This window comes from Nocardiopsis sp. TSRI0078, assembly GCF_001905145.1.
GTDB lineage: Bacteria > Actinomycetota > Actinomycetes > Streptosporangiales > Streptosporangiaceae > Nocardiopsis.
Map to the genome: position 1 here is coordinate 193179 of NZ_LWLB01000003.1, position 14303 is coordinate 207481.

The window sequence follows — 14303 nt, forward strand, 5'->3', positions numbered from 1 at the left end:
CGAGTTGACCCTACAGGGCGTTCCCTGTCCGCATTCGGCCTGCTAACGGACGATATGCCGGGGTCCTGGGACATAGAATTCGTCGCATGGAGACCCCCGCTCCCGATCCCCTCTTCGGTATCACGCTGCACGAGCGCTACATCCTCGGCAAACAGCTCCGCAGCGGTGCCTCGGGAACCGTCCACGTCGCGCACGACCTCAGCGCCGACCAGACCGTCACGGTCACCGTCCTGCACCCGTGGCTGGTGCACGACCACGGCGCCGTGCACGCGTTCCTGGAACGTGCCCGGACCCTGGAGGAGCTCCGCCACCCGGGGCTCGCGCGGATCCTCGGCCACGGGCGCGACGACGACCACGTGTACGCGGTCACCGAGTACCTGCAGGGGGAGACCCTCGCCCACACGCTGGGGGGCGGAGGCCTCCGCTACCCGCCGCACGTGGCCCTGACCATCGCGGCCGGGGTGCTCGCCGCCCTCGACGTAGCCCACGGGGCGGGGGTCGTACACGGCGAACTGGACCTGGACAAGGTCGTGGTGGACGGCGAGGGCGGGGTGCGGGTCACCGGGTTCCCCCTGCTCTTCGACGCCGAGGAGGACGCCGGGCCGGAGACCCACACCGACGTGCACGCCGCCGGGCGGCTCCTGTACACGCTGATGACCGGTGTGCCGGTCGACCCGGACGCCCACTCGCTGCGGCTCTCCTCCGCCATCCCGGAGATGCCGTCCGACCTGGACATGCTGGTCGCCAACGCCACCGACCCCAACCCGCGCTACCGCCCGCGTGACGCGGGCCGGTACCTCACCGTCGTCGAACAGGTGCTGCGGTCGCTCTCCGGCCCTCCGGCCGACCTCGCCGCCGACGACACCAGGCCGATCCCGGTCATCACCGACGCGCCGGAGGAGCACCGCCGGGACCGGGGCGGCCCCGTCCCTCTGTGGCGGCGCGTCCCCGTGCTCGTCGGAGCGGGCGTACTGGTCCTGGCGCTGTTCGCCGCCGGCTGGGCACTGGTCCCGGACGGCCGCGCCGAGCTGCCCGACCTCGTGGGCGCCTCCGCCGAGGACGCCGAGGAGCGCCTGGCCGCGCTCGGCCTGGAGCTGACCGTGCGGTTCGACGAGGCCTACAGCGACACCGTCGGCCCCGGAGCGGTCGCCGACAGCACGCCCTCCGCGGGCAGCACGGTGGAGCGGGGCGCCGAGGTCCTGCTGTGGGTCTCCGCCGGTCCGCAGTTCGTGGAGGTCCCCGACGTGGTCGGCGGGACCGAGAACGAGGCGCGCGACGCGCTGCGCCAGGCCGGCTTCACCGGCACCGAGGTCGTCCAGGAGCACTCCGCCGAGGAACCGCCGGGCACCGTGCTGTCCACGGAGCCCGAGGCGGGCCGGGAGGGCGACCGCGAGGAACCGGTCGTCCTCCACGTGAGCGAGGGCGTCATCGTCCCCACCCTGGTCGGCATGGCGCAGGCGGACGCCAGTGCCGCCCTGGCCGCGCTCGGCCTGACCGCGGAGGTGGTCGAGGAGCACCACGACACCGTGATCGCCGGCGAGGTGAGCGGGCAGGCCCCCGAGCCCGGCACGATCCTGCCGGAGGGGGGAACCGTCGCCGTCACCGTGTCCACCGGCCCGGAACCGGAACCGGAGCCGGAGGAGACCGAGGAGGAGGCCTCCCCCTCCGAGGACGAGGGCGGCCGGGGCGGCAGGGGAGACCACGGCAACGGCGGCGGCCGCGGTGGCCGGGGCGACTCCGGCAACCCCTGCGACGCACCGGAGTGGAACGGGGACACCGTCTACGACGAGGGCGACCGGGTGCGGTACCAGGGCCGCGAGTACGAGGCGCGCTGGTGGATCCAGGGCATGCCGCCGGGCAACGATCAGTGGGGTGTCTGGGAGGACAAGGGCTCCTGCTGAGGGGCCGGCCCGGGTTCCGGGATCAGCGCGACACGTGCGGGGCGAAGTCCCCGGCGTGCTCGCGCGCCCACTCGCGGAAGGTCAGCGCCGGTCGGCCGGTGACCTCCTCGACGTCCCGTGAGACGGGCTCCGGGGTGTCGACGAGGGAGGCCCAGTAGGCCATCCCGTCGGTCGCGTAGACCTCGCCCATGGTCTCGGCGATCTCGGCGCGCGCCTCCTCCTCGGGCTGCTCCTCCCAGCGTACGGGCAGGCCGGCCTCCTCGCCGATGACACGGACCTGGTCGGCCTGGGGCAGTGACTCGGGGCCGGTGACCGTGTAGCTCCTGCCCGCGTGCGATCCGTCCAGCAGGGCCCGTACGGCGACCGCCGCGACGTCCCGCTCGTGGACCAGGGAGCGGGAGGCCCGGCCGAACGGGGCGCGGACCGCGCCCGCGCGGACCTGGTCGGCCCAGCCCAGCGTGTTCGCGGCCAGGCCGGTGACGCGCAGGAAGGTCCACTCCCGGCCGGAGTCGCGCACGGCGGTCTCCACCCGCCCCCACACGCTGTCGGGGTCGTTCCCCGCCGCCACCGCCGAGAAGTACACGACCCGCGGCGCGTGCCGGGTGAGGGCCTCGACGGTCTCCCTGATCCCGTCGGTGCCGAAACCGGGCCAGAGCAGGTACGCGCCGGCGGTGCCCCTCGCGGCCGCGGCCACGGCCCCGGGGTCGGTGATGTCGCCCCCGACGTCCTCCACCGCGTCGGGCAGGCGCACGCCCGCCGGACCGCGCACGAGCGCCCGCACGGGAACCCCCTCGGCGAGCAGGCCCGCCACCACGTGGCGTCCGGTCTTCCCTGTGGCTCCGGTGACCAGGACCGGCTGGTTCATCGTCTTCCTCCTGTCGTGGCAAGGCCCGGACCCCCGTCCGGGCGGGCACCGGACCGGTGCCCGGAAGCCATACTCATTCCTCAATAAATGTTGAGGTCAAGGGAGGACGTGGAAGTTCCGGAGCCCCGGGGAGCGGACGGGTGGCCGCGGCGCGTGCCTCCCCCGCTGCCGGGCTCACCGGGGCGTGTCCGCCACCTCAGGCCGTGGGCGTCTCCTCGCGCTCCTGGTACAGGCGTCCCGCGTAGGCGGCCCACACCACCAGGACGACACCGGCCGCGGCGTAGCCGACGAGTCCGGACCACGCGAAGGGCAGGTACGCGCCCAACAGGACCGAGCCACTGGTCAGGAGGGCGAGAACGATATGGGCGAGTCTCTTCTTCTCCACTGCTCCGTCACCTTTCCGAATCTCTGTGGGAACGCGCCGGCACGGAAGAACCGTCGCACCGGCAGCCGTACCCGCGTCGGCGGCGGTGCAACGGCGCGGAGGCGTCCGAAGGCGCGCAGGGCCGGACGGGGACCGCCGCAGGGGCGCGGGCACTACGACGGGACGCGGGTCCGGCGACCCGGGCCGGGGGCGAAGCGGCCGGTGCGCGCGTCACCCCGCCGTCGGGCACCCCCGGCCCCGACCCGGCAGCACGTGTGGGCTCCCCGTACATCGATTCGGGACCGAATGTATGTGCTCGCTACATGTGAAACGGGTCACCCCGGTTCTACCTTCGGGTTGGCACCCCATCCCCCAGCTCGGGCGGTTGTGTCGGACAGACGGGTGCCGACTGGAGGAGAGAAATGCGCAAGACCCCCCTGACCGCCGCCTCCTGCGCGGTCGTCCTCGCCGTGACCGCCTGCGGAAGCCCCGGCGAGGCCGCCGGGGGAGGCGAGGACGCGCCCATCAGGGTCGGCATCGTCTACTCCGCCACCGGCCCCCTCGCCAGCTACGGCGAACAGTACAAGCAGGGCTTCGAGGCCGGCCTCGACCACGCCACCGACGGCACCCTGGAGATCGACGGCCGCCCCGTCGAGGTCGAGTACATGGACGACGCCGGAGACCCGACCAAGGCGATCTCCGCCGCCCGCGAGCTCATCGGCACCGGCCACGACATCATCGCCGGGTCCACCGCCTCCGGCATCGCCGTCCAGGTCGCCCCGCTCGCCGAGCAGAACGACATCCTCTTCGTCTCCGGCCCCGCGGCCACCGACGCCATCAGCGGGATCAACGACCACACCTTCCGCTCCGGCCGCCAGACCTACCAGGACATCCTCACCGCGGGCACCTTCATGGACGACCCCGAGGGAGCGGAGGTCCTGGTGTTCGCCCAGCAGAACGCCTTCGGCCAGGACAACGTCGCCGCCGTCACCGAGGTCCTCGAAGCGGAGGGCGCCGGCGTCGACAGCGTCCTGGCCCCGCCGGACACCACCGACCTCACCCCCTTCGCCGAGCAGGTCAGCCAGGCCGAGCCCGACCTGGTCTTCGTCGCGTGGGCGGGCGAGACCGCCTCCGCCATGTGGCAGGCCCTGGACCAGCAGGGCATCCTCGACTCCACCGAGGTCGTCACCGGCCTGGACATCAAGCCGTCCTACCCGGTCTTCGGGGAGGCGGGCGGAAGCATCTCCTTCCTCTCCCACTACTTCGACGGCGCCTCCGGCACCGAGGCCGCCCAGGCCATGAAGGAGTCCGTGGAGGCCGGGGGCGGCACCGTCGACCTCTTCACCCCCGACGGCTTCACCGCCGCCCAGATGATCGTGCACGCCGCCGCGGCGGGGGACGGCGTCCAGGACCGCATCGACGCGCTGGAGGGCTGGACCTTCGACGGCGTCAAGGGCGAGCTCACCATCCGCGCCGAGGACCACGCCCTCATCCAGCCCATGTACCAGGTCGAACTGGTCGGCGAGGGCGAGGACGCCCACCCCGAGCTGGTCGCGGAGATCCCCGCCGCGGACGTCGAGCCCGCGGTCGCGGAGTAGGCATGGCCCCCGAAACCACGGACACCACCGGGGCCGCGGAAGCGCCCGACACCTCCGGCCCGTCCGGCGCGGAGGCCCCCGGCGCCGTCCCGGTCCTGGCCCTGGAGGACCTGAGCTGGTCGGTCGGCGGCGCCGTCATCGTCGACGGCGTCACCATGCGCGTGGAGGAGGGCGAGTTCGTCGCCCTCATCGGCCCCAACGGTGCGGGCAAGACCTCCCTGTTCAACCTGGTCTCCGGCCTGACCCGTCCCACCGGCGGCAGCATCGGCCTCGCCGGGACCGACGTCACCCGGTACGCGCCCCACCGCCGCGCCCGGCTCGGCATGGGCCGCACCTTCCAGACCTCCAGCGTCTTCGGCGACCTCACCGTGGGCGCCAACGTCGGCCTGGCCGTCCAGGCCCGCACCGGCGAGTCCCGCCGCTTCTGGCGCCGCGCCACCCCCGACGGCGGCGCCGAGGCCACCGAGGCCCTGGACCTGGTCCGCCTCGCCCACCGGACGGACGCCCTCGCCGGCGACCTGTCCCACGGCGACAAGCGCAAACTCGAACTCGCCCTCCTCCTGGCCCGCCGCCCCCGCCTGATCCTCCTGGACGAGCCCATGGCCGGGGTCAGCGCCGGGGAGATCGGCGAGCTCACCACCGTCATCCGGGACGTGCACCGCGAACAGGGCTGCACCGTCCTCATGGTCGAACACCACATGGAGGTGCTCCTCGACATGGCCGACCGCCTGGCCGTGATGCACCACGGCGCACTGCTGGCCTTCACCGACCCGGACTCGGCCATGGCCGACCCCGAGGTGCAGGCCGCCTACCTCGGGGACGGGGCGTGAGCGCCGGGAGGCCGCTGCTGGACGCGGCCGACCTGCAGGTGTGGATCGAGGGCTCGCACATCCTCCAGGGGGTGTCCTTCTCCATGCCCGACCGGGGCGTCACCGCTCTCCTGGGCCGCAACGGCGTCGGCAAGACCACCACCGTCAAGGCCCTGCTCGGGCTGGTGCCGCGCACCGGACGGGTGGTCTTCGACGGCACGGACATCACCGCCCGCCCCACCCACGCCATCGTCGCCGGAGGCATCGGCTACGTGCCCGAGGACCGGGGGATCTTCTCCGCCCTCACCGTCGCCGAGAACCTGCGCCTCGCCGAGCGGCGCCCCGGCGAGCACCGCTACGACCTCGTCCACGAGCTGTTCCCGGAGATCGGCAGGCGGGCCGACCAGCCCGCGGGCACCCTGTCCGGCGGCCAGCAGCAGATGCTCGCCATCGGCCGGGCCCTGCTCAACGACAACAAGCTCCTCATCGTGGACGAGCCCACCAAGGGCCTGGCCCCCCGCATCGTCCGCGAGGTCGCCGACGCCGTCGCCCGCGCCGCGCGGCAGGTGCCGGTCCTTCTCGTGGAGCAGAACCTGTCCCTGGTCCGCCGGGTCGCCGACCGGGCCGTGGTGCTCGACGCGGGCCGCGTGGTCCACACCGGGCCCGCCCTGGAACTGCTCGACGACGCCGACCGCGTCCGCGCACTCCTCGGCGTGGCCCGCACGGCCGGCACCCCCCGCGCCCCGGGCGCCCCCGGAGCCGAGGGCACGGCCGACGCCCGGGGCCCCGCCGAGGAGACCGTCGCTCCCGGCACCGCCGCCCTCCCCACCCCCGGCGCCGAGACCGAAGGGAGGCGGACCGCGTGAGCACCGTCGTCCTCCTCGTCATCACCGGACTCGGCCTGGGCGCCCTCTACTTCCTCATCGCCTCCGGGCTCTCGCTGATCTTCGGCCTGATGGACGTGCTCAACTTCGCGCACGGCGCCTTCCTGGCCATCGGCGCCTACGGCACCTGGTGGGCCGCCGAGTACCTGCCCGGAGCCGGCCCCGCCGGGTTCGGCTTCCTGCTCGCCGTCGCCTTCGGCGTGGCCGCGGGCACCCTGGCCGCCACCCTGGTCGAGCTCTGCGTCATCCGCCCGCTCTACGGCAGGCACCGCGAGCAGATCCTCGCCACGGTCGGCCTGAGCCTGGCCGTCCCCGCGCTCATCCAGGCGGTCTGGGGCGCCGACCCGCTCACCTTCCCCAAGCCCGAACTGGTGAGCGGCGCCGCCTCCGTCCTCGGCGTGCACATCCCCCGGGACCGCTTCCTGCTCATCCTGGCCGCCGTCGCCGTGTTCGCGGCCCTGTGGCTGTTCAACTCGCGTACCCGCTACGGGCTCATCGTCCGAGCGGGTGTGCAGGACCGCGCCATGGTCACCGCCCTCGGGATCGACGTGCGCAGGTCCTTCACGCTGGTGTTCGCCATCGGCGGCGCCGCCGCGGCCCTGGCCGGGGCCCTGGGCGGCCTGTACTTCGGCGTGGTGACCCCGACCCAGGGGCTGTCCCTGCTGATCTTCGCGTTCATCGTCGTGGTGATCGGCGGGACCACCTCGCTCACCGGCTGCGCGATCGCCTCCGTCACGGTCGGCCTCATCCAGCAGTTCGCCAACTACTACACCGTCGCCGGACTCGGCGACATCGCCGTGGTCATCGTCCTGGCCCTCGTACTGCTCACCAGGCAGGGCGGACTGACCGCGAGGAAGTCCGCGGAGAGGGTGGCATGATGACCGACACCGACGTGGCCGCCCAGGCCCCCGGCACCGACACCCCCGGCGGCGGCACCGCGCCGCCGGCCGCGGGCGGTGTCCGCCGACGCCGGCGCCCGCCCTCGTGGGCGGTCCCGGTCGCCGTCCTCGCGGTGGCGCTGTCCCTGCCCTTCTCCACCCTGCACGTCCCCGGGCTGTTCGAGGGTGCCCTCAACAGTCCGTCCACCCTGCACCTGATCGCGTTCTGCCTGGTCCTCGGCGGGCTGGCCACCAGCTACGACCTGCTCTACGGCCGGGTGGGCCTGCTCTCCTTCGGGCACTCCCTCTACTTCGCCTGCGGCGCCTACACCGCCGCGCTGCTCATGCGGGTGGCCGAACTCCCGCTCCTGTGGTCGGCGCTGGTCGCCGTCGTCGGCGGAACCCTGCTGTCCCTGCTCCTCGGAGCCGTCTCACTGCGCGTCAACGGCATAGCCCTGGCCATGGTCACCCTCGCCTTCGCCCAGGCCGGATCCATCCTCATCTCCCGCGACCCGGGCCGCCTGACCGGCGGTGAGGAGGGCCTGTCCCTCAACACCGCCATGGTCCCGGACGCGTTCGTGGGCGTGGTCGACACCGTCAACCTGTACTGGGTGGCCGTCGCCTACGCGGCGTTCTCCGTCGGCGTCGTCTGGTGGCTGACCGCCTCCCCGGTCGGCCGCGTCTGGCGGGGCATCCGCGCCAACGAGCAGCGCGTCGCCGTCCTCGGCGTCAACCCCTATCCCTACAAGCTCACGGCCTTCACCGTCGGCGGCGGCCTGGCCTCCCTGGGCGGCGTCGTCTACCTGCTGGTCATCGGCGGCGTCACCCCCACCATCACCACCGCCGAGTTCACCCTCACCCTGCTGGTCATGGTGGCCCTGGGCGGTGCGGGCACCCGCTGGGGTCCGCTCCTGGGCGCCGCCCTGTACACCTACGCCGACCACCGGCTCCTCCAGCTGGGCGGATCCGAGTCCTTCACGGCGCTGCCCGCGTGGATCGCCGCACCGCTGTCCCAGCCCCTGTTCATCCTCGGCACGCTGTTCGTGCTGATGGTGTTCTTCTTCCCCGGCGGACTCGTCGCCCTCCCCGGGCGCCTCCGCTCGGCCCTACGCGACAGGAAGGACGCACGGGAATGACCGACACCGCCGTCTGGACCGACGGGGACGAGTACACCGTCCCCGTCCCCGGGAAGGCCGGGGACGCCCTGGCCGTCACCCGCTGGGGCGGGGGGCCCGGCACCCCGGTCCTGGCCGTCCACGGCATCACCGCCAACGGCCACTCCTTCGCCCGCCTCGCCGCCGAGCTGTCCGGGCTCGGCGGTCCGCCGCTGATCGCGCCGGACCTGCGCGGACGCGGACGCAGCGGCCACCTGGCCGGACCGCACGGCCTGGCCGCCCACGCCGACGACGCGGCCGCCGTGCTCGACGGCCACGGGATCGACCGCACCGTCCTGGTCGGCCACTCCATGGGCGCGTTCGTCGCCTGCCTGGCCGCCGTCCGCCACCCCGACCGGGTGTCCGGACTGCTGCTGGTCGACGGCGGGCACGGACTGCCCGCGCCGCCCGGGACCGACATCGACGCCGTGCTCGGCCCCGCCATGGCCCGCCTGCGCATGACCTTCGACGGGCCCGACCACTACCGGGACTTCTGGAGGCGCCACCCCGCCTTCGAGGGGCGCTGGAACACCTGGGTGGACCACTACGTCCTGCGCGACCTCGCGGGTGAGCCGCCCGCCATGTGCTCGTCCTGCGACGAGGAGGCCGTGCGCACGGACGGGGAACAGGTCCTCGCCGACCCCGACGCGCTCGGCGCCGTCCACCGGCTGCCCTGTCCCGCCCGCCTGCTGTGGGCGGCGCGCGGCCTCATGGACGAGAGCCCGGGGCTGTACACGCGCGAGCGGCTGGCCGGGCTCCCCGAGGACCTGGCCACCGTCGAACTCCCCGACGACAACCACTACAGTCCTCTGTTCTCCCCGACCGCCGCACTGGTCGCCGAGCACGTCACCGGCCTCATCCGGGAGACGGCCGACGGCCGGGGCGAACGCTGACGGGGCCGTCCGGCTCCCCCGCGTACCGGTGCCGGGGCGGGACGGTGCGCGTCACGCCCCGGCCACCCTCCCCACCGGTCGGCCGGGGCGGCCGGTCAGCCGGCGTCCTGGTCGCCCGACAGGTCCACGCCCCTGTCCAGGAGCCCGTGCAGGTGCAGGGCGAGCTGCAGCTCCAGCGCCCGGCCGGGGCGCTGCCAGTCCGCCCCGATGAGCTGGCCGATCCGCTCCAGGCGCTGCGCCACCGTGTTCACGTGGATGTGCAGCTCCTCCTTGGCGCGCGACAGGTTGCCCCCCGCCGCGAAGTAGGCCCGCAGCGTCTCCACCAGGAGCGTGCCCCTCCTGGCGTCGTACTCCAGCAGCGGACCCAGGGTCGCCGACACGAACCCCGGCACGTCCCGGTCCTGGCTCAGCAGCAGCCCCGAGAACCCGAGGTCCTCGGTGGTGGCCACGCCTCCCTCCCGTCCCAGGGCCCGCAGGGTCTGCAGGCACCGGGACGCCTCGGCGAACGCGTCCCGGAACGACGCCGGGCCGTCCGTCGGGCCGGCCAGCCCCGCCGTCACCGGGCCGTTCGCCGCGGCCGACAGCTCGTCGGCCACCCGGCGCCCCACCGCGGACGGGCCCGTCCCGGGCAGCGCCAGCACCAGGCGTCCCGACCGGCTCCCGGCCAGTCCCCCGGTGGTCTCGGCGACGTGGGTCGCCGCCGAGCGCAGCCTTCCCGGGTCCGCGCCCGGCGCCTCCGCGACCACCAGCACGTGCGGGCCGTCCAGGTCCGCGCGCAGCAGCGACGCCCGCTGCCGCAGTGATACCGGATCGCGCGCGGGCACCTCCAGCAGCTCGTCCAGGAGGTCACCGCGCACCCGGAGTTCCGTCTCGCTCACCGAGCGCCGGATGAGCAGCAAGAGCGCCGTCACCATCGCGGCCCGCTCCAGCACCCGCTGGTCGGTGGAGTCCAGCTCCACCCCGCGCAGCACCAGCGTTCCCAGGGGCTCGGTCCCGGCCGCCGCCGACGCCACCCATGCCCGGCCCGCCCGCACGGCACGGCCGCTGGCCAGCGACGAGCGCACCGCATCGGCCAGGCCGCCGTCACCGGAGTCCCACGGCGTGCCTCCCCGGGCGGACTCCTCCACCGCACCCTGCGGGCCGGCGGTCACCGACTCGTCCGAGGTCGCGTCGTGGATCAGCACCGTGCCGCCCAGCACCTCGGCCACCGCGGCCGCCACCTCGCGCACCCCGCCGCCGCGCAGCACCAGGTCGGTCAGCCGGTCGTGCGCCGCCGCCGAGCGCTCCACCGACGCCGTGTGCCGCTGCAGCCGCTCGTTGACGGTGTGCAGCTCGTCCAGGGCGCGCCGCGTGTCGTCGATCAGGTTCGCGCTGTCGATGGCGATGGCCGCGTGCGCGGCCAGAGACGACAGCAGGGCGACCTCCGAGTGCGCGAAGGGGCGCTCGCGCCGGTTCGCCGCGAACAGCACACCCACGTCGCGCCCGTTCATCTTCAGCGGGACGCCCAGGATGGCCACCAGGCCCTCCTCGCGCACCGCGTGGTCGATGTTGTCCGCGTGCACGAACCTCGGGTCGGCGAAGTAGTTGGCCGTCACGTAGGGCAGCGCCGTGGTGGCCACCAGCCCGCCCAGCCCCCGGCCCGGGGCCAGCCGCAGCCGCTGGAACGACGCCGAGACCGACCCCGACGTCACCCGCATGTAGGTGCCGCCCGCCTCCGGATCGCTCAGCGTCAGGTACGCGATGTCGGTGCCCAGGAGGTTGCGGGCCCGCTCCACGATCGCCTGCAGCACCTGGTCCAGGCTGCGCATCCCCGCCAGGTCGTTGGCCGTCTCGAACAGCGCGCTCAGCTCCGACTCGCGGCGCTGCCGGTCGCGCATCACCGACCGCACCCGCAGTGCCGTCAGCTTGGCGGCCTCCAGGGCGGCCACCACCTCCGGGTCCTCACCGCGCGCCCGCGCGCGCAGCACCGGCCGTTCGTACTCCACGGCCGGGGCGTCGCGCAGCAGCAGGTCCAGGAAGAACGCCTGCCCTTCGGAGCCCGCGGGGCCCCCACCGCCCGGATCCTCGGGTCCTGGCGAGACGGCGCCCGGGACGACGGCACCGGGGGCGTCGGGGTCGGGGGTGCCGGAAGTGGTGGTGTTCAGCTCGCGCTCCATGCTCCGTCCACGGGCAGGGAGGCGCCGTTGACGAACGACGCGTCCTCACCGCACAGGTAGGCGACCAGCTCGGCGACCTCGGAGGGTTCGATCAGCCGCTTGAGCGGGGTCCTGGCCAACAGGACCTCCGAGACCACGCGCTCCTCCGGGATGCCGTGCGCCTCCGCCTGGGCGGCGATCTGCTTCTCCACCAGCGGGGTACGCACGTAGCCGGGGTTCACACAGTTGGAGGTCACCCCGTGTGCGGCGCCCTCCAGGGCGACCACCTTCGAGAATCCCTCCAGGCCGTGCTTGGCGGTCACGTAGGCCGACTTGTAGGCCGAGGCGCGCAACCCGTGCACCGAGGAGATGTTGACGACGCGGCCCCACCCCTGTTCGTACATGTGGGGCAGGGCGCCGCGCACCACGCGGAACGGCGACTCGACCATGAGACGAAGGATGAGGGAGAAACGCTCCGGAGGGAAGTCCTGGACGGGTGCGACCGTCTGGACGCCCGCGTTGTTGACCACGATGTCCGCGCCCCGGGCGGCCTCCTCGGCCGCGTCCAGGTCGGTCAGGTCCAGCCGCACCGCCTCGCCGACGCCCCGGTCGGCCAGCGCCTCCAGGGCCTCCCCGTCGACGTCGACCAGCCGGACGCCGGCCCCGGCGTCCGCCAGGCGCAGGGCGCAGGCCCTGCCGATGCCGCTGGCCGCCCCGGTCACCAGGGCGGTCCTTCCCGTGAGGTCGACCCGGGTGGTGTGGGCGCCCCCCGTGGTCTCGGGGGCGGGGGACTGGGTGGCCTGCCGCGCCGTGCCCGACAGGAACTCGTGCGTCGTCATGGCAGCAAACTAGGCGTGCCTCTCCCGCCGGGGGATAGGGGTGGTGGACACACCCCGCGCCGCAGACATGTGGTCAGCACCCATGGGTTTCGTCCGGACTGTGGGCTTCCCACTGGCGGCGGCGCCGTGACCGGGGTCTCTCGGACATGTCGTCCACGTCACAGCGGGGCTAGGCTCCCAGCCACGGTGCACCGACCCCCCGCTCACCGTTCGGAGATCCCCTCGGAGGTACCCCCCATGGCCCTCACAGCGACCTCTGTCCACCATCCGCCACCGCCCCCGCCCGGTGCCCACGGCGCGGTGTCCCCCGGCCGGCGGCGGACCGCCCTCTCCCTCACCGCGGCCCTGGCCGCCGTCGCCGTCACGGTCGCCGCCCTGCTGATCGCCCTGGCCCCACGCGCCTCGGCGGCCACACTCACCCCGGTCTCCTCGTTCGGCACCAACCCCGGCAACCTGTCGATGTACTCCTACGTGCCCGACGGTCTGCCCGCCGGCGCGCCCCTGGTCGTGCTGCTGCACGGCTGCGCTCAGGACGCCGCCGCCTACCACGGCCACTCCGGATGGGCGGAGCACGCCGACGAGCACGGCTTCGCCCTCGTCTACCCCGAGCAGAAGTCCGCCAACAACGCCAGCAGCTGCTTCAACTGGTTCGAGCGCGGCGACACCGCACGCGACTCCGGTGAGGCGCGCTCGGTCCGCTCCATGGTCGGGCACGCCGTGTCCTCCCACGGACTGGACGCCGACCGGGTGTACGTCTCCGGGCTCTCCGCCGGAGGCGCCATGGCCGGAGAGCTCCTCGCCGCCTACCCCGACCTGTTCGCCGGGGGCGGCATCGTCGCGGGGGTCCCCGTGGGCTGTGCGAGCAGCATGATCGACGCCTTCAGCTGCATGAACCCCGGAAAGACGAGGAGCGCGCAGCAGTGGGGCGACGCCGTGCGCGCCAAGAACCCCGGTCGGAGCGGCCCCTGGCCGCGCGTCGCCGTCTGGCACGGCACCTCCGACACCACGGTGGCCCCCGCCAACGGCGAGGCCGGTGTGAGCCAGTGGACCAACGTGCACGGGCTGTCCGGCGGTCCCGACGCCACCGAGCGGCTGCCCGGGTCCACCACCGCCGCCTATTACGGCGGTGACGCCGACAGCGCGTCCGTCGCCCACTACACGGTCTCCGGCATGGGCCACGGCACCCCCGTCGACCCGTCGGAGGACTGCGGCACGGCGGGCGCCTACTTCCTCGCCGCCGTCTGCTCGACCGGGTACACGGTCGACTTCTGGGGCATCGGGAACGGGGGCGAGGGCCCCGGGACCGGTCCCACGGACCCGCCGACCGAGGAGCCCACGGACCCGCCCACGGAGGAGCCCGAATCCGGCGTGTGCGTGACCGACGACAACTACGGCCACGTGTCGCAGGGCCGGGCGGTCCAGCGCCTCGGGCAGACCTACGCCGTCGGCTCCGACGACCCGCTCGGCCTGTGGAACGTCTTCGTCACCACGTCGGTGACCGAGACCTCGCCGGGCTACTGGGAGCACACCTCCGCAGGGTGCTAGAGCCCGTCCCCGCCGCGCGCCAGGCGCCCGAAGTGGCCCACGGCCGCACCGAGCGCGAAGTGCGCGGCCTGGTGCTCGGTCATCGGGACCACGCCGGCCGGTACGGTCACCCGGAAGGGGAACTCCTCGTCCGGCCGGATCCGGAAGTCGTCTATCACTCCCTGGGACAGGAGCATGGTCAGGGCCTCGCGGACTTGGCCACTGCGGTTGTCTGACGCCCAGATCGACATGTGCTCACCCTAGCCCCGCCCGGGCCGGCCCTCAGGGGAACGGGGACACGGGCACCGGCGGCCCCGGGGCCGAGACGACCGCGGGCGGGCCGCGACCGCGGCCCGCCCTTTCCGGGGACGGACACGACCCCCGTGGCGTCCGTCCCCACCCGTCACCGGGTCCGCCGCCGTCCCCCGACGGCGGGAGCGGTGACGGAGCCCGTCCGCC

At 74.1% G+C, this 14303-nt stretch carries 13 protein-coding genes; 8 read left to right on the forward strand and 5 right to left on the reverse strand.

What is annotated here, in order from left to right; translation table 11 throughout:
* The first annotated feature begins 86 nt into the window (after positions 1-86).
* Positions 87-1901 (forward strand): PASTA domain-containing protein, encoded by a 1815-nt coding sequence (locus tag A6A08_RS05565; protein WP_073701432.1) that lies wholly within the window; start codon positions 87-89, stop codon positions 1899-1901.
* Positions 1902-1923: 22 nt separating this feature from the next.
* On the opposite strand, the gene A6A08_RS05570 is transcribed toward A6A08_RS05565, so the two are convergent.
* Together A6A08_RS05570 and A6A08_RS05575 are read right to left on the reverse strand one after the other, a co-directional pair.
* Positions 1924-2766, reverse strand: coding sequence for an SDR family oxidoreductase (locus A6A08_RS05570; protein WP_073701433.1), 843 nt, complete (start codon positions 2764-2766; stop codon positions 1924-1926).
* Positions 2767-2962: 196 nt separating this feature from the next.
* Complete coding sequence (locus A6A08_RS05575; RefSeq protein ID WP_073701434.1) at positions 2963-3151, reverse strand: hypothetical protein; 189 nt, start codon at positions 3149-3151, stop codon at positions 2963-2965.
* A 401-nt stretch (positions 3152-3552) separates the two neighbouring features.
* Here A6A08_RS05575 and A6A08_RS05580 point away from each other — a divergent pair, with 401 nt between their 5' ends.
* Genes A6A08_RS05580 through A6A08_RS05605 form a run of 6 tightly spaced genes read left to right on the forward strand, consistent with a single transcriptional unit; the run spans position 3553 to position 9346 of the window.
* Positions 3553-4728, forward strand: a complete 1176-nt coding sequence (locus A6A08_RS05580) for a substrate-binding domain-containing protein (RefSeq protein WP_073701435.1) — start codon at positions 3553-3555, stop codon at positions 4726-4728.
* Between the two features lie 2 nt (positions 4729-4730).
* On the forward strand, positions 4731-5558 hold the full coding sequence (locus A6A08_RS05585) for an ABC transporter ATP-binding protein (protein WP_073701436.1): 828 nt from the start codon (positions 4731-4733) through the stop codon (positions 5556-5558).
* Positions 5555-6403, forward strand: coding sequence for an ABC transporter ATP-binding protein (locus A6A08_RS05590; RefSeq protein WP_073701437.1), 849 nt, complete (start codon positions 5555-5557; stop codon positions 6401-6403). Before A6A08_RS05585 ends, A6A08_RS05590 begins: the two co-directional genes overlap by 4 nt.
* Positions 6400-7299 (forward strand): branched-chain amino acid ABC transporter permease, encoded by a 900-nt coding sequence (locus tag A6A08_RS05595; RefSeq protein WP_073701438.1) that lies wholly within the window; start codon positions 6400-6402, stop codon positions 7297-7299. Before A6A08_RS05590 ends, A6A08_RS05595 begins: the two co-directional genes overlap by 4 nt.
* Positions 7299-8435: a branched-chain amino acid ABC transporter permease gene (locus A6A08_RS05600; RefSeq protein ID WP_143181676.1), complete on the forward strand. Its 1137-nt coding sequence runs from the start codon at positions 7299-7301 to the stop codon at positions 8433-8435. The genes A6A08_RS05595 and A6A08_RS05600 overlap by 1 nt, the downstream gene beginning before the upstream one ends.
* Positions 8432-9346, forward strand: a complete 915-nt coding sequence (locus tag A6A08_RS05605) for an alpha/beta fold hydrolase (protein ID WP_073701440.1) — start codon at positions 8432-8434, stop codon at positions 9344-9346. Before A6A08_RS05600 ends, A6A08_RS05605 begins: the two co-directional genes overlap by 4 nt.
* Before the next feature lie 95 nt (positions 9347-9441).
* On the opposite strand, the gene A6A08_RS05610 is transcribed toward A6A08_RS05605, so the two are convergent.
* Together A6A08_RS05610 and A6A08_RS05615 are read right to left on the reverse strand one after the other, a co-directional pair.
* Entirely contained in the window at positions 9442-11502 is a 2061-nt protein-coding gene (locus tag A6A08_RS05610) for a GAF domain-containing protein (protein ID WP_073701441.1), read from the reverse strand.
* Positions 11487-12320: a 3-hydroxybutyrate dehydrogenase gene (locus A6A08_RS05615; protein ID WP_073701442.1), complete on the reverse strand. Its 834-nt coding sequence runs from the start codon at positions 12318-12320 to the stop codon at positions 11487-11489. Before A6A08_RS05615 ends, A6A08_RS05610 begins: the two co-directional genes overlap by 16 nt.
* 237 nt (positions 12321-12557) lie before the next feature.
* Here A6A08_RS05615 and A6A08_RS05620 point away from each other — a divergent pair, with 237 nt between their 5' ends.
* On the forward strand, positions 12558-13865 hold the full coding sequence (locus A6A08_RS05620) for a PHB depolymerase family esterase (RefSeq protein WP_083608877.1): 1308 nt from the start codon (positions 12558-12560) through the stop codon (positions 13863-13865).
* Here A6A08_RS05620 and A6A08_RS05625 read toward each other — a convergent pair.
* Positions 13862-14095 (reverse strand): hypothetical protein, encoded by a 234-nt coding sequence (locus A6A08_RS05625; protein WP_073701444.1) that lies wholly within the window; start codon positions 14093-14095, stop codon positions 13862-13864. The genes A6A08_RS05620 and A6A08_RS05625 overlap by 4 nt on opposite strands.
* Between the last annotated feature and the right edge of the window lie 208 nt (positions 14096-14303).